Below are 20,216 nucleotides of genomic sequence, written 5' to 3' on the forward strand. Positions count from 1 at the left end.
CGATTCCCGCCACTTTCCTGGAATGTCGATGTCTACCTTACTCACGCAAGCAAAATCCAGCCTGGTCAGTGTCCTGGTCCTTACCGGCCTGGTCCTGGCTGCCCTGTCCGGCACGGTCGTCGCCGGATTTTCCCTGTTCGCCGGACCGCTCGGCCTGGATATCCCGCATGGCCGCTTTGGCGGTTTCCTGACCCTGGTCGCCGTCCAGCTCGTGTATCTGGGCTTCGCATCCCGCTACGGTGGCGAACGGGCCGATGTGGGTCCGCTGGTGCGTTACGCACTGGCCCTGCAATTGCAGGCGGTGGCCGAAATCCTCGTCTTCGCCGTTACGGCGGCGGCGGTGGGTGGCGGCATGATCGTCCTGCTCGGCGTGGTGGGCGATCACGACACCCAGCGCGGCGTCATCGACTATATTTTCGAGAGCAGCACCTGGTTGACGGTGCTGTTGTTCGCGCTGATGATGCCGGCGCTGAGCATGCTGATCGGTGCGTGGCGCCTGCATGCCCTGGGCAATACGCCAGGCGCGGTGCTGGCGGCCGCGAAGGGCACCCTGACGCGGCGCGAACTGCGGGTCGGCGCCGATAGCGATGACCTGCGCCATACCCTTTCGTCCATGGTCGAACGCCTGACCGACCGCAGCATGCCGGGCCTCGGACGCATGTTGTACAGCCCGCATCCGCGCCTGCATGTGCGCGAGCATGCGGGAAGCCCGGAATATGAACTCGTGTGGTCGAACTGCCCGATGAAGCTGCTGGTTTCCCTGCGCCCGGACGAGGGCGCAGGCCGGCGCGTCGTGGTGCGCTCCGTGCTGCGCGGCGGCTGGCACCAGGTCGAGCTGTTCGCCACGCCGCTGGACGCCCTGGCGCAGATGAAGTACATCGAGACGCAGCTGCTGGTCCCCTTGCGCGACCAGCTCGCCAAAGTGGCAGCCGAGCGCCAGCGTGATGCCCTGCATGGCCGCGCGGTCGAAACCCAGTTGCGCATCCTGCAGGCCCAGATCGAACCGCACTTCCTGTTCAACACCCTGGCCAACGTGCGCCACCTCTACCGCAGCAGCGTCGAGGCCGGCGAAGACATGCTCGACCACCTGATCGCCTACCTGCGCAGCGCCATGGACGACCTGCGCGCCGAGGACTCGACCGTGGTGCGCGAGATGGACCTGGCCATGCACTATCTCGCCATCATGAAGATCCGCATGGGCGAACGCCTGTCCTACCGCTTCATCCTGCCCGACGAGCTGCTCGAGCATCCCTTCCCGCCGGCGATGCTGATCTCGCTGGTCGAGAACGCCATCAAGCACGGCATCGCGGGCAGCGAGCAGGGCGAGATCGTGCTGTCGGCATCGAGCGCCGATGGCCGGCTGCGCCTGCGCGTGTTTGACAACGGCGCCGGCCTGTCGAGCGTGGGCGGCACGGGCGTCGGGCTGTCGAACATCCGCCAGCGCCTCGAGGCCATGTTCGGCAGCGCGGCCTGGCTCGAAGTGGGCGCCGAGCCGGGCGCCGGTTTCACCGCCACCATCGTGATCCCCCTCCAGGAAAGGAAAGACTGAACATGCCCACCGCATTGCTGGCCGAAGACGAACCGCTGCTGCTGGCCGAACTGAAGGAGGCGCTGGCCGACCTGTGGCCGGAACTCGCCATCGTGGCCGAAACGGGCGACGGCGCGGCGACCCTGGCCGCGCTGCGCCAGCATGCCCCGGATGTCGCCTTCCTCGACATCAATATGCCCAAGGCGACGGGTCTCGACGTCGCCAGGATGCGTCCCCCGGGCACCGCCATCGTCTTCCTGACGGCCTACGGCCAGCATGCGCTGGACGCCTTCGACGTCGGCGCGGTCGACTACCTGGTCAAGCCGCTCAACCGGGGACGGTTGCTGGAGACGATCGAACGGCTGCGCTGCCGGCTCGACCAGTCCGCGACGCCGGCCGCGCAGCGGGCGCCGGCCGCGGCGCCCGTGCAGGCGCCGCGCTACCTGTCCTGGATCCAGGCCTCGGTCGGCAGCATGGTGCGCGTGATCACGGTCGACGAAGTCATCTTCTTCCAGTCCGACGCCAAGTACACCAAGGTCGCGACCAGCCAGGTCGAAGCCCTGATCCGGGTGCCCGTGAAGGACCTGGCGGCCCAGCTCGACCCGGAAGAGTTCATCCAGATCAGCCGCGGCGCCATCGTCAACCGCCGCCGCATCGAAGCGATCTACCGCCGCGAAGGGCAGGTCGAGATCCGCCTGAAAGGCAGGCCCGAGGTGCTGCAGGTCAGCGCCGGTTTCCAGTCCCAGCCGGCCCTGCGCCAGATGTGATCAATTCCCCGGAATGGCGCATCCATTCCGGCATTTGCCGCATCCGTCGCGGATGGTCTGGCGCAAAAGATGCTCTCGGGAAATGATGACGACTCCTGCATTTCACGAGAGTTCATCATGCATCCCTACCGCATCCTCGCTGTCTCCCTCCTGTCCCTGGTCCTTGCCGGCAACACGGGCTCTGCGCGGGCCGCCGCTGCAGTCGCCAAGGCATCGAATGGCCACACGTATACCGTTACCGAAGGAAGGGACGTCGAAGAAACAAAGCGAGAGGCGCTGGCCGGATGCCGCGAGCGCGGCGAGGACTGCCAGCTCATGGTATGGGGCAGCAAGCCCGCTGCAATCGCCATCGCCAAGAGCCCGGGCAGGACGACGGTCGTCATGCGTGACACGCCGGAACTGGCCCGTACCGCGGCCATGAAGGAGTGCCGCAAGCAATCGAAGGACTGCGCCTTCATGGCCCTGTACTGGGAACCGGGCGGCGAGTGGCTCGCCTGGGCGACTGCGGAAGACGCAAAGGGCAATCTGGTGTCGCAGTTCTATGCCTACGGCTACGAACGCGAAGCAGAGGCTCGCCAGGTCGCCCTGGATGGATGCGCGGCGGACTTGAAAGACGCCGCTGCCAGATGCGCGGTGCAGACCAACTGGGGTGCATGGACACGCGTTGCAGTGTCGTCGTCGAGCTATACCTCCTACCAGCTCGAGCGGAGCCGGTCGGAGGCGGAGAAGGTGGCAATGGCACGGTGCCGCGAGCATTCGGCCCCCGGTGACGCATGCAAGATCATTCGCGTCACCGAGAATGCGGGACCGCGCCCCCAGCCGGCGACTTTCGACAAGGTCTTCGCCCAGACGGCCCTGGCCAGGGAACGCGCAGCGCAATCCCGTCCGTCGGCGCCGCCACGCGGCCGGACGCTGAGCTGCACCAACCGCTGCGTCAACGGCAGCTGCGTGCGCACCTTCGCCAATGGCCATACCGAACGCTGGGAAGCTCCCCGGGTACTCGATCCGTTCACCAACAACTGGAAATGGGATACCTCCAGTTGCGGCGGCTGAGTGGCCCTATACCTTATTGCTGAGCAAGTCGTTTTGAGAAATGTCAATATAATTGTGGCATACGATATTTGCCAAATTTAACGTTTCGCCGAAGAAAATAGGTTTCTTCAACATTGGGACGGTTTACTGTTGTTAATACGCCGAAATTGTATCGAATTGTCGCGCGCAAGCTCTTCCTTTCGGAGTACGCTCATTTCCGCCGCATACAGACGGCACGGGTTTGACCCGGAATCTGTTCCGGTTGAACCTCGGTTGACAACGACACGGGCGAGGGTCATTTCGCTTGACGGAAAAACATCACAATGAGGAAGAAACATGAAGCAAACGCGTTCGATTCATCCTGCCATGTTGAAGATGTGCGCTGCGGTCTCGCTGGCGCTTGCCGCCACGGCGGCCGGAGCGGCGGAGCAGAAGTTCATCCTGGAGACTGACCGCATTATCGTGAAGTACAAGGATGCCGTCCCGGCATCGAAGGCCGTCGGCCAGGCGAAGGCGCGCGTCGCCACTGCCCTGAGCGCCGACCGCAAGGCCCGCCTCGACCGCGCCGGCCAGGAGTTTGGCATGCTGGTCAGCGAGAGCCACGCGATCTCGACCGGCGCCCGCGTGTTCAAGCTCAATGGCCGCAAGCACCTGGACGAGGTGAAGAAGCTGGCCGCCGAGATGATGGCGCGCGACCCGAACATCGAGTACGCCGAGCCTGACCGCATCATGACCCACATGGCGACGGCGAATGACCCGTATTACGCCCAGCAGTGGCACTACACCGACTCGGTCGGCGGCCTGCGCCTGCCGACCGCCTGGGACAAGTCGACCGGCACCGGCGTGGTCGTGGCCGTGATCGACACCGGCTACCGCCCCCACGCCGACCTGAGCGGCCAGATCCTGCAGGGCTATGACTTCATCAGCAGCGCCACCATCGGCAACGACGGCAATGGCCGCGACACCGATGCGAGCGACCCGGGCGACCGCGTGGTCGCAGGCGAATGCTATGCAGGCTCGCCGGCCTCGAACTCGAGCTGGCACGGCACCCACGTGGCCGGCACCGTGGCCGCGCGCACCAACAACAGCCTGGGCGTGGCCGGCGTGGCGTACAACGCCAGGATCGTCCCGGCCCGCGTGCTCGGCAAGTGCGGTGGCTACACCTCGGACATCGCCGACGCGATCACCTGGACCTCGGGCGGCACCGTGAGCGGCGTGCCGACCAATGCCAACAAGGCCAAGGTGCTGAACCTGTCGCTGGGCGGCAGCGGCGCCTGCGACACGACCACCCAGAACGCCATCAACGGCGCCCGCTCGCGCGGCGCGGTGGTGGTGGTGGCGGCCGGTAACGACAACATGAACGTCAGCAACGCCAGCCCGGCGAACTGCTCGGGCGTGGTCGCGGTCGCGGCAACCGGCAAGACCGGCGGCCGTGCGTCCTACTCGAACTACGGCACCCTGGTCGACGTCGCAGCCCCGGGCGGCGACGGCAGCTACAGCGTGATCTCGACCCTGAATTCGGGCACCAATGCGCCGGGTTCGGACAACTACGCCGGCTACCAGGGCACCTCGATGGCCACCCCGCACGTGGCCGGCGTGGCCGCGCTGATGCTGGCGGCCAAGTCGACCCTGACCCCGGACCAGATCGAAAGCATGCTGAAGTCGAGCGCGCGCGCCTTCCCGGCGACCTGCTCGGGCTGCGGCACCGGCATCGTGGACGCCACCGCCGCCGTGAACGCGGCGATCGGCGGCACCACCACGCCGACCGGCCCGACGATCAGCGAATCCGAGTCGAACAACACGCTGGGTACGGCGGATCTGGTCTCGACCACCGGCACCACCGTCAACGGCAACATGGGCAGCACGACCGACAGCGACTACTTCCGCGTAGACCTGCCGGCCGGCAAGACCCTGAGCGCCGTCATGACCCCGGGCAGCAGCAGCGCCGACTACGACCTGTACGTGTACAACAGCTCCGGCAGCCAGCTGGGCGCCAGCGAGAATCCGGCCGGCGCGGTCGACAGCGTCACCAGCGCCAATACCGGATCGTCCACCTCGACCCGCTACGTGCGCGTGGTGTACTACAGCGGCGGCACCGGCTCGACCAACGGCAAGTACAGCCTGAAACTCTCCTGGTAACGGTCTAGGACGAAGCGGCGCTGCTCCCCTTGCGCCGCCTTCATCCGGGAACGCGCGGCATGCCGCGCGTTCTTTTTTGGGGTTTCGTAGGGTGGACGGCTCTGCCGTCCGCGCGTTCAACCAACCGACGCATGGACGCGCATGGGCTACTCACCGACTGTTTGAACGCGCGGACGGGAGAGACCCGTCCACCCTACGTATTGCAATAACTCCACTTTCAACGGATACTGTATGCAATTACAGTAGTCGGCCCCGCCGCCCGTGTGAACGCTCCGCTCCGTAAAATCATCCACTGCGATTGCGACTGTTTCTACGCATCGGTCGAGATGCGCGACGATCCTTCGCTGCGCGGGCGTCCGCTCGCCGTCGGCGGTCGTCCCGACCAGCGCGGCGTGATCGCCACCTGCAACTACGAGGCGCGGCGCTACGGCATCCATTCGGCCATGGCCACCGCCCAGGCCATGAAACTGTGCCCGAGCCTGCTGGTGATCCCGCCGGCGATGGAAAAGTACCGGATCGCTTCGCGCCAGATCATGGACATCTACCGCGACTACACGGAACTCGTGGAGCCGCTCTCGCTCGACGAAGCCTACCTCGACGTCACCGACTCCCCGCACTGCAAGGGCAGCGCCACCCTGATCGCGCAGGAGATCCGGCGCCGCATTTTCGAGACCGTCGGCATCACCGCCTCGGCCGGGGTGGCGCCGAACAAGTTCGTGGCCAAGATCGCCAGCGACTGGAACAAGCCGGACGGCCTGTTCCTGGTGCGCCCGGAAGAGGTCGACGCCTTTGTCGCCGCGCTGCCGGTCAAGAAGCTGTATGGCGTGGGCAAGGTGACGGCCGAGAAGATGAACCGGCTCGGCCTGCAGACCTGCGGCGACATGCGCAGCTGGCCCATTGAGCGGCTGACCGAGCATTTCGGCAGTTTTGGTTATCGCCTGTACAACCTCTGCCGCGGCGTCGACACGCGCGAAGTGAACACCTCGCGCGAGCGCAAGTCGATCAGCACCGAGGAAACCTATACGCCGGACGTGCCCGACCTGGAAGCCTGCCTGCGCCTGCTGCCTGACCTCTACGAGCATCTGCTCCGGCGCATCAAGCGCAACGGTGCCGAAAAATTCATCAACAAGCTCTTCGTAAAAATCAAGTTCTCAGACTTCCAGCAGACGACGGTCGAGTGTGTTGGCTATGCACCACATATTCCGACCTATGCGCGCCTGATGGAGACCGGCTGGGCACGCGCCAGCCGCCCGGTGCGCCTGCTGGGCGTCGGCGTGCGGCTGAGCGATACGGAGATGGTCGAACAATTGCGGCTGTTCGAGGACGCGCTGCCGCAAGCCATCGTCGAGGCCGTTGGCGACTCGACAACAGAGTAATTTTTTCGCACCGGTCCCGGCTTAAATTGCCGCTGAGCAGCGTAGAATGTCGTTCCCCAGAATTTTGGAAACAATCGGATAACAAGCGTATGTGGTTCAAGAATCTCCAGATTTATCGCCTGCCCGCTCCCTGGGCATTCAACCCGGAACAGATGGAAGAAGCGCTGCAGTCGCAGGCTTTCACGCCCGCCAGCAGCAACGAGCTGCTGCGCCAGGGCTGGGATTCGCCACGCGGTAACGGCAAGCTGGTCCACGTCGTCAACAAGCAGATGCTGATGATGCTGGGCAGCGAGAAGAAGCTGCTGCCGAGCTCGGTCATCAACCAGGTCGCCAAGGCCAAGGCCGCCGAGCTGGAAGAACAGCAGGGCTTCCCGCCCGGCAAGAAGGCAATGAAGGACCTGAAGGAACGCGTGGCCGACGAACTGCTGCCGCGCGCCTTCTCGATCCGCAGCAACGTCTGGGTCTGGATCGACCCGGTCAACGGCTGGCTGGTCGTCGATGCCGCCAGCCCGGCAAAAGCGGACGACGTCATCAAGATGCTGCTGAAAGCCGTGGACCGCATGCCGCTCGAATCGCTGCGCGTGCAGAAATCCCCGGTGGCCGTGATGACCGGCTGGCTGGAGGCCGACGAAGCGCCGTACGGCTTCACCATCGACCAGGACACCGAACTGCGCGCCACCGGCGAAAGCCGTGCGGCCGTGCGCTACGTGAAGCACACCCTGGAACCGGACGACATCCGCCGCCACATCGCCGCCGGCAAGCAGTGCACCCGCCTGGCCATGACCTGGAACGACCGCATCAGCTTCGTGCTGACCGAGTCGCTGGCGATCAAGAGCATCAAGCCGCTGGACGTGATCAAGGAAGGCGAAGCCGTCACCTACAGCGACGACGAGCGCTTCGACAACGACATCACCCTGATGACGGGCGAGCTGGCCAAGCTGCTGGCCGACGTCGTCGAGGCCCTGGGCGGCGAAGCCAAGGCCTGATTCATCCCTGTCACCCGGGCTGCATATGCAGCCCGGGTGAACTCTCCCAAACGGTACTGTCGAGCAGTTTTACATTTCAATTGTGCCGTGAAACATTTTCTCTTATTTAACATTGACTTAGCGGGCAGGCACACTCTTTGCTAAAAGTCGGCGGCGTACTTTTGACCAACTCTCCAAAGGAGCCGCTTTAATGAAACTCAAGAAACTCGTCGCACTCGCCCTGTTCGGATTCGCCTCGCTCGCCCAGGCAGACAACATCTCCTTCACCGGCAACTTCACCTACGATAACGATGTGCAGCGTTTTAACTTCACGCTGGCCGAAGCATCGACCGTGACCCTGCGCAGCTGGTCCTATGCGGGCGGCGTGAACGCAGCCGGCCAGACCATCGCGCGCGGCGGCTTCGACCCGATCCTGGCCCTGTTCTCGGCGGACGGCATCCGCATCGCCGAACAGGACGATGCCGATTGCCCGCTGGTTCCGGCCGATGAGGTGACCAACGCCTGCTACGACGTGAATTTCACTCACGAACTGGCTGCCGGCAACTACATCGTGACGATCCAGCAGTTCGATAATTTTTCGCTTGGCGACCTGGCGGACGGCTTCGAATTTGACGGTGTGGCGTATCGCAATTTCCGCGATGGCTTCGTCGACGCCCAGGACGACAAGCGCGACGGTCATTGGGCCTTCGACATCCTGAACGTCAACAGCGCCGAGATTCCGGACGAAGTCCCGGAACCCGCGAGCATGGCGATCCTGGCTGCCGGCATGGCAGGCATGGGCCTGGCGCGCCGCCGCAAGGCCAAGGCGTAAGAAAGTGAAAGCGCCGTCCCCGGCGCTTTCGTCTCCTTTACTTCGAGGCGACCTCTTCGCTGGTGGCCGGCTCCCGGCTTCCCCCGTCGCCGCGCTCGAGCTTGCCGCTCGAATAGGTCGGCCCCTGCCGCTTCTCGTGCGGGGCCGGCTTGCCCGGCAGCGGCGGCAGGGCCTTGGCCTTCTCCAGGTCGATGCCCGCCACTTCCGCCACGCGGCGGCCGTAGTCCTCGTCGCAGTGCCACAGGTGCCACACCATGCGCAGCTGGATCGGCTCCGGACACTTCCTCAGGTCGCCCCCGACGTTATTGACGAGGTCGTCGCGTTCCCAATCCTCGAAGCTGCGGTAGCGCGTGCCGGCCTGGGCATAGTCGTCGGCGGTGCGGGTGGTCTGGTAGCGGCCCAGGTGGCCTTCGACCCACTGGTGGTATTCCTTCCCGGGCCTGGGCGCTTCCTGGTAGCCGCCCATCAGGCTCGGCTCGTAGTTGATGTGCTTGTCCTCGCCGCGGCCGTCCACGTAGAAGGTCATCTGGCCGTCGCGCTGGTTGGTGCGCGCCGCCGCGCCCGCCTGCGGCTGGTTGATCGGCAACTGCAGGTAGTTCGGCCCCACGCGGTAGCGCTGGGTGTCGGAATAGGAGAGGGTGCGGCCCTGCAGCATCTTGTCGTCCGAGAAGTCGATGCCGTCCACCAGCACGCCGGTACCGAAGGCCGACTGCTCGGTTTCCGCGAAGACGTTGTCGGGATTCTTGTTCAGGACCAGGCGTCCCACCGGCAGCAGCGGGAACTGCTCTTCCGGCCAGCGCTTGGTGTCGTCCAGCGGATCGAAGTCGAGCTCGGGATGCTCGCCGTCGCTCATGATCTGCACGCAGAATTCCCATTCCGGGAAGTCGCCGCGCTCGATCGCATCGTAGAGGTCGCGCGTGGCGTGGCTGGTGTCCTGGGCCTGGATCTCGGCGGCCTGTTGCGCGGTGAGGTTGCGCACGCCCTGCTTCGGTTCGAAGTGGAATTTCACGAGGTGGGCCACGCCCTGGTCGTTGACCAGTTTATAGGTGTTCACACCGGAGCCTTCCATTTCGCGGTAGGTCGCGGGAATGCCCCATGGACTCTTGACCCAGGTAACCATGTGCAGCGCTTCCGGATGGCTGCAAATGAAATCGTAGAAGCGCCACGGCTCCTGCTGGTTGGTCACGGGGTCGGGCTTGAAGGCGTGGATCATGTCCGGGAACTTGATCGCATCGCGGATGAAGAAGACTTTCAGGTTATTGCCCACCAGGTCCCAGTTGCCGTCCACGGTCTTGAACTTGATCGCGAAGCCGCGCGGGTCGCGCGCCGTCTCGGGCGATTCCTTGGCGCCGATCACGGTCGAGAAGCGCACGAAGAGCGGGGTCTGCACGCCGACCTCATTGAGCACACGCGCCCTGGTGTACTTGCTGGCCGGCTCACTGCCGATGGTGCCGTAGGTTTCGAAATAGCCGTGGGCGCCGGTGCCGCGCGCATGGACCACGCGTTCGGGAATCCGCTCGCGGTCGAAGTGCGTGATCTTTTCGATGAACTGGTAATTTTCGAGCGTGGCCGGACCACGTTCGCCCACCGAGCGCAGGGACTGGTTGTCGCTGACAGGGTGACCCTGGCGGGTGGTCAGGATGGGGCGCTGCTCGCTCATTGCTCTCTCCTCATTCGGGGTAGGGAACAATGAGTATAGGAAGAGGCCGGGAAAGGCAGCGCGCGGCTGCCTCCCGGAAAACAACGGGATTTACAGCTGCTGGAACACGCCGGCGGCGCGGTTCTTGGTGACGTTATCCCATGGGAAAACCTGGCCGTTCATGGCGACGTAGACGCCGGCCGGCAGGGTTTGCGCCACGCCGCATGCGAAGCCGAGGTTGAACAGGGCGTCCGAATTGGCGATCTCGTAGGGGATCATGGCGCCGGTCAGCACGACGGTCTGGCCGAGCTTCGCCGCGCCCAGCACGGCCGCCGTTTCACGCATGGTGTCGGTGCCGTGGATGATGACGATGGCTTTCTCGCTTGCCGCCTGGCAGGAAGCCAGCACGCGCTGGCGGTCCGGGTCCTGCATGTCGAGCGAGTCGAGCAGGGGCAGCACCTCCAGCGCGCACGGCACGGTCATGCGCGAGCGCGCGATCACGGCCGGCAGGTGGCTGTCGGCAAAGCCGAGCACGCCGTTCAGTTCATTGTAGTGTTTGTCGAAAGTGCCACCGGTGGCGATGATTCGCAAAGTCATGTTGGTTTGTCCACGTGCAGAAAAAAGGTGGGTAATGATAGCCTCAAACGGTAGTGTATCCATATGTGACTGCGCTAGAATCGTCTGGATCGGATGAGTAGACTCACCGCTTCTTTCCATTTCTCACCTTCTTCTCCCATGAAAGCCGTCGCACCAGGCACCGTCATTTTCCACCGCCATCGAGGCTATGGCGTGATCACCCACGTCAATCTCCTGACGGGCTGGATCTCGGCGCGCTTCGGGGCCGAAGCCCGCACCCTCGACCTGAACCTGTCCAGCGACGAGGTGCAGCACGCGGATGGTGAGCCGATCCTGTTCCGCCGCGCCCCGCCGGACCGCATGCCGCATGCGCGCCTGATGGACGTGGTGCGCGAGCTGCACAAGGCCGGCTACCAGAAGCTGTATCTGTATTCCTGGCCCAAGCCCTCCGGCCTGCACTGGCGCTGGCACCTGTTCACGGGCCCGCGCAACTGGATGCAGCGCACCTGGCGCGAAGGCTGGTATGGCTCGGGCGCGGACTACAACAACAACCCCGTGATGGGCTGGGGCGATTCGCCGGGCGCGACGACTGAAGAACTCATCCACGCACTGGCGAAGTTCGACCCGCAGGGCCTGGCGCAGGCGCTCGGGCGCGACGAAGATCACACGGCCTGGTTTGCGCAGGTCTGCGAGTTGCTGCTGCCCGGCTATATGTACAGCCTCAATATGGAGCGTCCCGCGGGCGGCAAGCTCATCGAGGCGCCGCCGGTGCCGGTGGTGCCCGTGCGGGCCGGCCTGCAGCCCTACGCGGGCCCGGCCATCGGCTGGCCACCCGGCTGGGCGGGGCTGTGGAGCGGCGCCCACGTGATGCCGGTGCGCCGGCCCAGCTTCACCGGCGAGCCCGAACTGAAGCAGGAGAGTTAAGGTAGCTGGCGCTTGCCCAATGCCTCGGGGTTGAAGATGTTGTCCGGCTGCCCCGCGGCGAAGCGCACGACGTTCTCGAAGGCCGTCTGGAAATAGATCTCGTAACTGTCCTGCTCCACATAGCCCAGGTGCGGCGTGGCCAGCACCGTCGGGATGCGCAGCAGCGGCGAGTCCGGTTTCAAGGGTTCATTGCTGAACACATCCAGCGCCGCATGGCCGGGACGGCCTGAACGCAGGGCCTGCTCCAGCGCCCCTTCCTCGACCAGCTCGGCGCGACTGGTATTCACGAACAGGGCATCCGGTTTCATGCGCGCGAAATCCTCCGCCTTCACGATGCCGCGCGTGGCATCGAGCAGGCGCAGGTGCACCGTCAACACGTCCGCCTGGGAGAACAGCGCCTCGCGCGAGACCGCCGCCTCCAAGCCATCGTCCTGGGCCGCCTGCCGGCTGCCTTCGCTCCCCCACACCAGCACGCGCATCCCGAAAGCCCGCGCATAGCCCGCCACCAGGCGCCCGATCTTGCCGTAGCCCCAGATCGCCAGGGTGCGCCCGCGCAGCGAGCGTCCCAGGCCGTTGAGTACCGGGTTGATCGAGGCCGTCTGCCACAAGCCTTCCTTCAGGTTGTTCGCATAGGGCACGATCTTGCGGCTGGCGGCCATGATCAGGGCCCAGGTCAGCTCCGAGGGCGCCACCGGCGAACCGATGCCTTCGGCGATCGCGATGCCATGTTCGGTGGCCGCCGCCACGTCGATATGGCCGCTGACCTTGCCGGTCTGGGAGATCAGCTTCAGGTTCGGCAGGCGCTGCAACAGGGCGGCAGGGAAGGCGGTGCGTTCGCGGATGAGCACGAGGGCCTCGTAGGGCGCCAGCCGGATCGCCAGCTGCCCCAGCCCGCGTGCCGAATTGTTAAACACCTTCACTTCATGGCCGTCGAGCAGGCGGAAGCAGGAAAGGCCGCGCACGGCGTCCTGGTAATCGTCGAGAACAGCTATTTTCATGTCAGTTGCTTCTAGTTAAGGGACTGCGCGTAGCGAAATAACAGCTTCTAAAAAGATCATAAATAGCCTACTACATTAGTCGGGCAATTTTGACTACTTTTTTGTAGTAGCAGAGCTAAATCGGCGTTTTACGGGTGTACAATCGGCCAATTCTTGAGGGTTTGACACGCTTGTGCCGGGCCCTGCAGCACCCTTTCCGGTCTCCCTGCGAGGCCGTCGACACGACCGCCGTAATCGCCGCGCTCCGCTGGAGCGACCAGCCATTCTAAGGCACGGCCAGACGGACGATCCTGCCGTGACAGTATTCTTAATTGGCATTGGAGGTATCTATGAACCAGCCCGTGATGGGCGGCGTCGCCGCACTGAACGTTCCAGCTCACGTCAAACACCAGCAGCTCATCAATTGGGTCGCGGACATCGCCGCCCTGACGAAGCCTGACAGCATCTACTGGTGCGACGGTTCCGAGGAAGAGTACGACCGCCTCTGCGCGCAGATGGTCGAAGCCGGCACCATGAAGAAGCTCAACCCGGCCAAGCGCCCGAATTCCTACCTGGCATGGTCGGACCCGTCGGACGTGGCCCGCGTCGAAGACCGCACCTACATCTGCTCAAGCACGAAAGAGCAGGCTGGCCCCACGAACAACTGGATGGACCCGGCCGAGATGCGCCGCACCCTGAACGGCCTGTTCGACGGCTGCATGGCCGGCCGTACCCTCTACGTGGTGCCGTTCTCGATGGGTCCGCTGGGCTCGCCGATCGCCCACATCGGCGTCGAACTGTCCGACTCGCCCTATGTCGCCGTCAACATGCGCATCATGACGCGCATGGGCAAGGCCGTGTTCGACGTGCTCGGCAGCGACGGCGACTTCGTGCCCTGCGTGCATTCCGTCGGCATGCCGCTGGCCGCCGGCCAGAAAGACGTGCCGTGGCCGTGCAATGCCACCAAGTACATCGTCCACTATCCGGAAACCCGCGAGATCTGGTCCTTCGGCTCGGGCTACGGCGGCAACGCGCTGCTGGGCAAGAAGTGCTTCGCGCTGCGCATCGCCTCGAACATGGGCTACCAGGAAGCCCAAGCCGGCGGCACCGGCTGGCTGGCCGAGCACATGCTGATCCTGGGCGTCGAGTCCCCGAAGGGCGACAAGAAATACGTGGCGGCCGCCTTCCCCTCGGCCTGCGGCAAGACCAACTTCGCCATGCTGATCCCGCCGAAGGCATTCGACGGCTGGAAGGTCACCACCATCGGCGACGACATCGCCTGGATCAAGCCGGGCCAGGACGGCAAGCTCTACGCCATCAACCCGGAAGCCGGCTACTTCGGCGTGGCCCCGGGCACCAACGACAAGACCAACCCGAACTGCATGGCCTCGCTGCGCGAGAACGTCATCTTCACCAACGTGGCGCTGACCGACGACGGCGACGTCTGGTGGGAAGGCATGACCAAGGAAGCCCCGGCACACCTGATCGACTGGCAGGGCAAGGACTGGACCCCGGCCTCGGGCACCAAGGCCGCCCACCCGAACGCGCGCTTCACCGTCGCCGCGACCCAGAACCCGGTCATCGACGCCGCCTGGGACGACCCGGCCGGCGTGCCGATCTCGGCCTTCATCTTCGGCGGCCGCCGCTCGACCACCGTGCCGCTGGTCACCGAAGCCAACAACTGGGTGGAAGGGGTCTACATGGCCGCGACCATGGGCTCGGAGACCACCGCCGCCGCCGCCGGCCAGATGGGCATCGTGCGCCGCGACCCGTTCGCGATGCTGCCCTTCATCGGCTACAACATGAGCGACTACTTCCAGCACTGGCTGGACCTCGGCAAGAAAGTCGAGGCCAAGGGCACGCTGCCGAAGATCTTCTGCGTCAACTGGTTCCGCACCGGCGAAGACGGCAGCTTCGTGTGGCCGGGCTATGGCGACAATATGCGCGTGCTGAAGTGGGTGCTGGACCGCGCCGAAGGCAGCGCCCCGGCAGGCCGGCAGCACATGTTCGGCACCTCGCCGAACTACGCCGACCTGAACTGGGAAGGCGTGGAATTTACCGAAGCGCAGTTCACCCAGATCACCTCGATCGACAAGGACGCCTGGGTCGAAGAACTGAAGCTGCACAGCGAACTGTTCGACAAGCTGGCCTACCGCCTGCCGCAGGAACTGGTGGACACCAAGCAGCAGCTGGAGCAGCGCCTGGGCGCGTAAGGACCATGGAGTAGGGGGAGTGGCTGAAAGCGGCACAGACCGCCAGCCAATGAAAAAGGGACAGGCAAATGAACCGCCTGTCCCTTTTTTCATTGTCCGGCGTGCCGGCCGGCTCAGTAGCCGATTCCGCGCGCCATCGCGGCCGCAAAGATCGGAATCAAGGCGAACACATGGATCTCGGCCAGCAGGATGCGGCGCAGCTTGCCGATCTCTTCCTGCGGCGGTACGAAGGCGGCATCAAGCTTGAGACGCTTGCGCCAGGCCGCGATGCGCATGGTCGGCCGGATGGACAGGATGCCGACCACGCCAAAGGCGGCGATCTTGGCCCAGAACATCGGGTTGTCCAGGTAGAAGTCCGCCCCCTTGGCGCCGTGCCACACCCGCCCGAAACCGACGAACAGGATGGCCAGGGCCAGCAGTCCGTAGGCCGCGTCGAAGCGTCCCAGCAGGCGTACCGTGTGCGGCGACATCGCCGCGGGACGCATCAGCGCCAGCTCGGCGGCCAGCACGGCCGCGATGCCGAAGACGATCAGGTGGTGGACGCTGGCGACGAGGAAATCGATCATGGCGAATGAATGATGAACGGATGAGAGAAAGCCTCCAATGTGTCTCGCGCATGCAAGCTTGTCAAGACACCGGTCATGCTTGCAGGCCTTATCCTGCGTTCAAACTGGCGCTATCCGATCGCCGCCGGGTTTAGCCTGACCATCCGTTCAACGCCACTCGAAGGAGGGCATCATGAATCCGACCGTGAAGCATCTCGCCGCGGCGTCGCTTGCCGCGGTATTGGCAGGAACTACCGGGGTCGCCACCGCCCAGGTCGGCTCGGCGAAGCAGGCCGCCACGCCGGGCACCGCCCGTCAGCAGGAAGAAGCCAGGAACGCGACCGAACACGTCACCAAGGCCGTGCAGGTCGTGCACAGGATGCAGGCGAATCCGGAGATGCGCGCGCTGCTGCAGCGTTCGAAAGGCGTGTTCGTCGTGCCGCAGTATGGCGAGGCGGCGCTGGGCGTCGGGGCGCGCGGCGGTGCGGGCGTGCTGCTGGTGCGCAGCGGGAAGACCTGGAGCAATCCCGCCTTCTACAATATGGGCGGCATCAGCGTCGGCCTGCAGGCGGGCGCCCAGGCCGGCGCCATCGCGCTGGTGCTCAACGACCAGAAGGCTCTCAACAGCTTCATGCAGAACAATAAGTTCTCGCTGGGCGCCGACGCCGACCTGACCCTGGTCGACTGGTCGAAGAAGGGCGCCGGCTCGGCCGGCTGGGGCAATATCACCGCCTGGTCCGACACCGAAGGGCTGTTCGGCGGCGCGGCCATCAACGTCACCGACATCGACTACGACGAAGACGAAACGGCCGGCTATTACCGGCGCCAGGTGGCGGCGCGCGATGTCCTGAGCGGCAAGGTGACCAATCCCCAGGCCGATATGCTGCGCCAGGCATTGGCCGATACGTCGAGCGGCAGCGCGGCCTCGAGCATGGGCAGCAGCGGCACGCGCGGCACGACTTCAGGCAAGGACACCAGGACCGATTCCGAACGGGACCGCAGCCGCTAGCCGGCCCGGCTGCTCAGTTCCATCCCATCAGGACCGGCGGAATGAGCAGCAGCAGGGCCAGCACCAGGTAGATCAGCTGCAGCGGGATCATCCACTTGGCCCAGGTCAGCCAGGGGATGCGCGCCAGCGCCAGCACGCCGACCGTGATGCCGGAAGTCGGGATCATCGGCGTGGACAGTTCGCCCAGCTGGAAGGCGAGGATGGCGGTCTGGCGCGACACCCCGACCAGGTCCGCGAGCGGCGCCATGATCGGCATCGTGAGCGCGGCCTGGCCGCTGCCCGAGTGGATGAAGAAGTTGATCACCGACTGGATCAGGTACATCTTCTGGGCTGCGAACACCGGATGGCTCGACTGCACCAGCGGCAGCAGTTCATGCAGCATGGTGTCGATGATGTTGGCCTCGCGCGCGATCACCATGGTGGCGCGTGCGATCGCGATCACGAGGGCGGTCGGCGCGAGGTCCTTCACGCCCTGCATGAAGGCGGCCACCCAGTTGTCGGTGCCGAGGCGCGCGACCAGGCCCACCACGATCGCCATGGCCAGGAACAGGGCCGCGATCTCGTCGATGAACCAGCCGTACTGCACCACGCCCACCACCATCGCGCCCAGGGTCAGCGCGAAGATGCCCAGCACGGCAGCATGGCGTCGCGTCATGCGCTCGTGCTCGTGCGCGGACACGGCAGGCATCTCCTGGCGCTTGGCCTGGTCCAGTACATAGGTCGGGCTCAGGGCCGGATTGCGTTTCACGCGGGCCGCGTACCACATCAGGAAGGCGATGGTCACGAAGGTCGCTGAGGCCCAGACGATGAGGCGATAACCCATGCCCGAGAACACCGGCACGCCCGCGATGCCCTGGGCGATGCCGACGTTGAAGGGATTCAGGAAGGCCGCGCCGAAGCCGACCTGGGAACCCAGGAAAGGAATCGACACGCCGGTCACGGTGTCGTAGCCCAGGGCGAGCGCCAGCGGCACGAAGATCAGGATGAAGGGAATCACTTCCTCGTTCATGCCGAAGGTGGCGCCGCCCAGCGAGAACATGGTGACGAAGACGGGAATCACGAGCGCGCGCACCGTTGGGGAATGCGCATGCGCGCGCACGATCGAGCGGATCAGGGTGTCGATCGCCTCGGTCCGCTGCAGCACGGCGAAGGCGCCGCCGACGAAGAGGACGAAGCCGATGATCTGGGCGGACTCCACGAAGCCCTTGATCGGTGATTTCAACAGCGCCACCAGGCCTTGCGGCTTGCTGTCGACGTAATGGAAGGAGGCGGGGTCGACCAGCTGCCTGCCGTCGACCAGGTGGGTCTCGTACTTCCCGCCGGGGACGAGCCAGGTCGCCAGCGCGATCAGGGCCAGGATGGCGAACAGCAGCACGAAGGTGTTGGGCATTCGAAGACGCATCGTCGACTCACTGACTCAATAGGGAACCGGAACGGAAGGGCGTGGCGCCCGCGATTTTGCAGACCTGCATGCCGCGCAGCAGGTGGCGATGGACGGTGGAGGCGAACAGCAGGCCATCTTGCGTTGCGCGCACGGTGGCGGTGGCGCCGCTGACCGGGTTGACGATGTCGGCCACCGCTTCGCCCGCCGCGACCTGCTCGCCAAGCGCCTTCAGGAACACCAGCACGCCCGACTGCGGCGCGTAGAGCGGCTCGACGCCCGCCAGCGGGGTGGGCTCGCACAAGGCAGCGGGCAGCCTTGACACCGGCATCTCGATCATCCCTTCGCGCGCCAGGAACTGCAGCAGTGCATTGGCGTCCTGCTCCGCAAGCTCGTAGCGCACATCCATCTCGCCGCGCAGTTCGACCGTGACGGCGGCGCAGGCCGGGGGCAGCGGCGTGGCTTCTCCGAAATGCTCGGCCAGCTCCCACCACAGGCGGCTGCAGGCTTCATCGAAAGGCGCGCCGCCCGAAGCGCTGGAGAGCAGCAGGGCGCGCGCGCCGAGCAGGGCGGACAGCTGCGCGGCTTTATCGAGCAGCGGCGTGCCCGCGTACACGTGCAGCAGGCCTTCGTTATCGCTGTGCAGGTCGAGCACGATGTCGGCATCGATCGCCATCGACAGCAGGGTCTTCTTGAGCAGCTCGGTGTGGTCCTGCGGTTCCCAGCGTTCGACTGCGGCGCGCGCGCCGGCGCGCACCAGGGCGACGTTGGCTTGCGCGTCCGGCCCGAGGCGGCCCGCCAGGGTCTGCTTCAATTCATCGGCGACGTGGCGGAAGGCGCGGTTGAAGTTCACGCCGGTGCCGAGGTCGAAGCGTCCCAAGGGCGTGCCCTGCACCACCTGCGACAGGCCGACGGGATTGGCGGCCGGGACCAGCACGATCTCGCCGCGGATGCAGCCTTCGGCATCGAGCGCGTCGAGCTTGCGGCGCAGGAACTGCGCCACCAACATCGCCGGCACTTCGTCCGCGTGCAGGGAGGCCTGGATATAAGCCTTCTTTCCGCTGCCGGGCGTGCCGTAGTGGCGGGACGTGAGCTGGTACATGGCCAGGCCCGGCTCGGTGGCGATCGGGTGTGTCTGTATATGCATGCGCAATCTCCACACGCCGATATGCCAGCTGCATGGGGCTTCGGCGGGTATGTAGGTTTTTTTACACAGCCAGAATCGATGAAAGAATATTTTCAGATTCCTGTTGAGTTTGCCACAGAAGCTGGATTACATTTAAAAAAATTTAGAAATTTGCATGTCATAAAGAAAACCATTCACCCTACATAAACGATGCCTTCCAGCCTGCGCAACGCCTCACCCGACATCGGCTTCGCCGAGTCCACGCTTGGCCAGTCCCTGCTGCGCATGCTGTCGGAAGGCTCGGCCTCCAACCGCAATATCGCCGACTACCTGTTGCGCAACCAGGTGCGCGTGACGGCGCTTGGCATCGAGGAACTGGCCGAGGCCTGCGAGGTGTCGAGCGCCACCATCAGCCGCTTCGCGCGCGACCTCGGATTCAAAAACTACGCGGCGATGCGCGGCGCGGTGGCCGAGACCCTGCAGTCGATGCTGCAGCCGGTCGAGAAGCTGCGCAGCTCGATCGCACGCCGTCCCGCCTCGCCCGCGCTGGAAAGCCTGGGCTATGCGGAAGCGGCGATCACGGCCACCAGCCGCGACCTGGCCGGCGCCAAGCTGGACCGCATCGGCGCGGGACTCACCAAGGCGCGCACCGTCTACGTGCTGGGCTTCGGCCTGTCTACCTTCCTGGCCGGCGCGCTGGCCATGCACCTGCAGCCCTTCTGCCGCCACGTGGTCGAAGTCGCCGCCGCCGGCGGCACCGAGGTCGCGGCCAGCCAACTGGCCACCATCACCGACAAGGACGTGCTGGTGGTGATCTCGCTGCCGCGCTACACGCTGGCGGCGGTCTCGCTCACCCGCTTCGCGCGCGACAGCGGCGCCACCGTCGTCTCGATCACCGATTCACCGGCCTCGCCGCTGGCCGAACTCGGGCACCACGTGCTGTATGCGCACAGCGCGCATCCGGTGCTGCCCAGCAGTTCGAGCGCGGCGCTGGCCGTCATCGAGGCGCTGGTGGTGTCCCTCATGACCTCCAACAAGGCCAACGTCGCCAAGGCGGCCCGCCACACCGAGGCGATCGCAGCCTACCTGTATGGCGAACACCAGATTCGTACCGGCAGCACGCAGAAAAAAGAGGGCGCGCCGAAGCGCCGCAACGTGAAGCAGTCCTGAGTCATCTTCGAAAAGGG

The 20,216-nt window shown here is 65.1% G+C and carries 17 protein-coding genes; 11 read left to right on the forward strand and 6 right to left on the reverse strand.

From position 1 onward, the window contains the following. The first annotated feature begins 28 nt into the window (after positions 1-28). The 7 genes from NX780_RS08125 to NX780_RS08155 all read left to right on the forward strand — a co-directional run bounded on the left by NX780_RS08125 (position 29) and on the right by NX780_RS08155 (position 8,639). A complete protein-coding gene (locus NX780_RS08125; RefSeq protein ID WP_258827359.1) occupies positions 29-1,549 on the forward strand; it encodes a sensor histidine kinase in 1,521 nt (506 codons plus the stop codon). Positions 1,550-1,551: 2 nt separating this feature from the next. After that, on the forward strand, positions 1,552-2,295 hold the full coding sequence (locus tag NX780_RS08130; RefSeq protein WP_258827360.1) for a LytR/AlgR family response regulator transcription factor: 744 nt from the start codon (positions 1,552-1,554) through the stop codon (positions 2,293-2,295). A gap of 117 nt (positions 2,296-2,412) precedes the next feature. Then, on the forward strand, positions 2,413-3,348 hold the full coding sequence (locus NX780_RS08135) for a DUF4189 domain-containing protein (protein WP_258827361.1): 936 nt from the start codon (positions 2,413-2,415) through the stop codon (positions 3,346-3,348). A 315-nt stretch (positions 3,349-3,663) separates the two neighbouring features. Next, positions 3,664-5,466 (forward strand): S8 family serine peptidase, encoded by a 1,803-nt coding sequence (locus NX780_RS08140; RefSeq protein ID WP_258827362.1) that lies wholly within the window; start codon positions 3,664-3,666, stop codon positions 5,464-5,466. Between the two features lie 263 nt (positions 5,467-5,729). Beyond that, positions 5,730-6,842 (forward strand): DNA polymerase IV, encoded by a 1,113-nt coding sequence (dinB, locus tag NX780_RS08145; RefSeq protein WP_258827363.1) that lies wholly within the window; start codon positions 5,730-5,732, stop codon positions 6,840-6,842. Between the two features lie 89 nt (positions 6,843-6,931). Then, positions 6,932-7,828, forward strand: a complete 897-nt coding sequence (locus NX780_RS08150; RefSeq protein WP_258827364.1) for a recombination-associated protein RdgC — start codon at positions 6,932-6,934, stop codon at positions 7,826-7,828. A 190-nt stretch (positions 7,829-8,018) separates the two neighbouring features. Beyond that, positions 8,019-8,639: a DVUA0089 family protein gene (locus NX780_RS08155; protein WP_258827365.1), complete on the forward strand. Its 621-nt coding sequence runs from the start codon at positions 8,019-8,021 to the stop codon at positions 8,637-8,639. A gap of 37 nt (positions 8,640-8,676) precedes the next feature. Here the strand turns inward: NX780_RS08155 and NX780_RS08160 are convergent, their stop codons facing one another. Together NX780_RS08160 and NX780_RS08165 are read right to left on the reverse strand one after the other, a co-directional pair. Further along, positions 8,677-10,299, reverse strand: a complete 1,623-nt coding sequence (locus NX780_RS08160; RefSeq protein ID WP_258827366.1) for a catalase — start codon at positions 10,297-10,299, stop codon at positions 8,677-8,679. Between the two features lie 90 nt (positions 10,300-10,389). Continuing rightward, positions 10,390-10,875: an asparaginase domain-containing protein gene (locus NX780_RS08165; protein ID WP_258827367.1), complete on the reverse strand. Its 486-nt coding sequence runs from the start codon at positions 10,873-10,875 to the stop codon at positions 10,390-10,392. 138 nt (positions 10,876-11,013) lie between these two features. On the opposite strand from NX780_RS08165, the gene NX780_RS08170 reads away from it, so the two are divergent. Continuing rightward, a complete protein-coding gene (locus NX780_RS08170) occupies positions 11,014-11,778 on the forward strand; it encodes an L-asparaginase (protein WP_258827368.1) in 765 nt (254 codons plus the stop codon). On the opposite strand, the gene NX780_RS08175 is transcribed toward NX780_RS08170, so the two are convergent. Beyond that, positions 11,775-12,776, reverse strand: a complete 1,002-nt coding sequence (locus NX780_RS08175; protein WP_258827369.1) for a D-2-hydroxyacid dehydrogenase family protein — start codon at positions 12,774-12,776, stop codon at positions 11,775-11,777. The genes NX780_RS08170 and NX780_RS08175 overlap by 4 nt on opposite strands. A 329-nt stretch (positions 12,777-13,105) precedes the next feature. Here NX780_RS08175 and NX780_RS08180 point away from each other — a divergent pair, with 329 nt between their 5' ends. Next, positions 13,106-14,968, forward strand: a complete 1,863-nt coding sequence (locus NX780_RS08180; protein ID WP_258827370.1) for a phosphoenolpyruvate carboxykinase (GTP) — start codon at positions 13,106-13,108, stop codon at positions 14,966-14,968. A 113-nt stretch (positions 14,969-15,081) separates the two neighbouring features. Here the strand turns inward: NX780_RS08180 and NX780_RS08185 are convergent, their stop codons facing one another. Then, on the reverse strand, positions 15,082-15,534 hold the full coding sequence (locus NX780_RS08185; RefSeq protein WP_258827371.1) for a DUF2214 family protein: 453 nt from the start codon (positions 15,532-15,534) through the stop codon (positions 15,082-15,084). A gap of 172 nt (positions 15,535-15,706) precedes the next feature. On the opposite strand from NX780_RS08185, the gene NX780_RS08190 reads away from it, so the two are divergent. Beyond that, on the forward strand, positions 15,707-16,522 hold the full coding sequence (locus NX780_RS08190) for a lipid-binding SYLF domain-containing protein (RefSeq protein WP_258827372.1): 816 nt from the start codon (positions 15,707-15,709) through the stop codon (positions 16,520-16,522). A gap of 13 nt (positions 16,523-16,535) precedes the next feature. Here NX780_RS08190 and NX780_RS08195 read toward each other — a convergent pair whose 3' ends face one another. Together NX780_RS08195 and NX780_RS08200 are read right to left on the reverse strand one after the other, a co-directional pair. Next, complete coding sequence (locus NX780_RS08195) at positions 16,536-17,912, reverse strand: YfcC family protein (protein WP_258827373.1); 1,377 nt, start codon at positions 17,910-17,912, stop codon at positions 16,536-16,538. 19 nt (positions 17,913-17,931) lie between these two features. After that, positions 17,932-19,050 (reverse strand): succinylglutamate desuccinylase/aspartoacylase family protein, encoded by a 1,119-nt coding sequence (locus NX780_RS08200; protein WP_258827374.1) that lies wholly within the window; start codon positions 19,048-19,050, stop codon positions 17,932-17,934. 189 nt (positions 19,051-19,239) lie between these two features. Here NX780_RS08200 and NX780_RS08205 point away from each other — a divergent pair, with 189 nt between their 5' ends. Further along, on the forward strand, positions 19,240-20,199 hold the full coding sequence (locus NX780_RS08205) for a MurR/RpiR family transcriptional regulator (protein ID WP_258827375.1): 960 nt from the start codon (positions 19,240-19,242) through the stop codon (positions 20,197-20,199). Positions 20,200-20,216: the final 17 nt, after the last annotated feature.

Origin of the sequence: Massilia agri (assembly GCF_024753255.1) — a bacterium.
Taxonomy (GTDB): domain Bacteria; phylum Pseudomonadota; class Gammaproteobacteria; order Burkholderiales; family Burkholderiaceae_D; genus Telluria; species Telluria agri.

Excerpts from the sequence above, each read along its gene's own strand:
- NX780_RS08155 (WP_258827365.1), top strand. The coding sequence starts at position 8,019 with ATGAAACTCAAGAAACTCGTCGCACTCGCCCTGTTCGGATTCGCCTCG.
- NX780_RS08170 (WP_258827368.1), top strand. The coding sequence starts at position 11,014 with ATGAAAGCCGTCGCACCAGGCACCGTCATTTTCCACCGCCATCGAGGC.
- NX780_RS08135 (WP_258827361.1), top strand. The coding sequence starts at position 2,413 with ATGCATCCCTACCGCATCCTCGCTGTCTCCCTCCTGTCCCTGGTCCTT.
- NX780_RS08130 (WP_258827360.1), top strand. The coding sequence starts at position 1,552 with ATGCCCACCGCATTGCTGGCCGAAGACGAACCGCTGCTGCTGGCCGAA.
- NX780_RS08200 (WP_258827374.1), bottom strand. The coding sequence starts at position 19,050 with ATGCATATACAGACACACCCGATCGCCACCGAGCCGGGCCTGGCCATG.
- NX780_RS08160 (WP_258827366.1), bottom strand. The coding sequence starts at position 10,299 with ATGAGCGAGCAGCGCCCCATCCTGACCACCCGCCAGGGTCACCCTGTC.
- NX780_RS08205 (WP_258827375.1), top strand. The coding sequence starts at position 19,240 with ATGCCTTCCAGCCTGCGCAACGCCTCACCCGACATCGGCTTCGCCGAG.
- NX780_RS08180 (WP_258827370.1), top strand. The coding sequence starts at position 13,106 with ATGAACCAGCCCGTGATGGGCGGCGTCGCCGCACTGAACGTTCCAGCT.
- NX780_RS08165 (WP_258827367.1), bottom strand. The coding sequence starts at position 10,875 with ATGACTTTGCGAATCATCGCCACCGGTGGCACTTTCGACAAACACTAC.
- NX780_RS08140 (WP_258827362.1), top strand. The coding sequence starts at position 3,664 with ATGAAGCAAACGCGTTCGATTCATCCTGCCATGTTGAAGATGTGCGCT.
- NX780_RS08150 (WP_258827364.1), top strand. The coding sequence starts at position 6,932 with ATGTGGTTCAAGAATCTCCAGATTTATCGCCTGCCCGCTCCCTGGGCA.
- NX780_RS08195 (WP_258827373.1), bottom strand. The coding sequence starts at position 17,912 with ATGCCCAACACCTTCGTGCTGCTGTTCGCCATCCTGGCCCTGATCGCG.
- NX780_RS08175 (WP_258827369.1), bottom strand. The coding sequence starts at position 12,776 with ATGAAAATAGCTGTTCTCGACGATTACCAGGACGCCGTGCGCGGCCTT.
- NX780_RS08125 (WP_258827359.1), top strand. The coding sequence starts at position 29 with ATGTCTACCTTACTCACGCAAGCAAAATCCAGCCTGGTCAGTGTCCTG.
- NX780_RS08190 (WP_258827372.1), top strand. The coding sequence starts at position 15,707 with ATGAATCCGACCGTGAAGCATCTCGCCGCGGCGTCGCTTGCCGCGGTA.
- NX780_RS08185 (WP_258827371.1), bottom strand. The coding sequence starts at position 15,534 with ATGATCGATTTCCTCGTCGCCAGCGTCCACCACCTGATCGTCTTCGGC.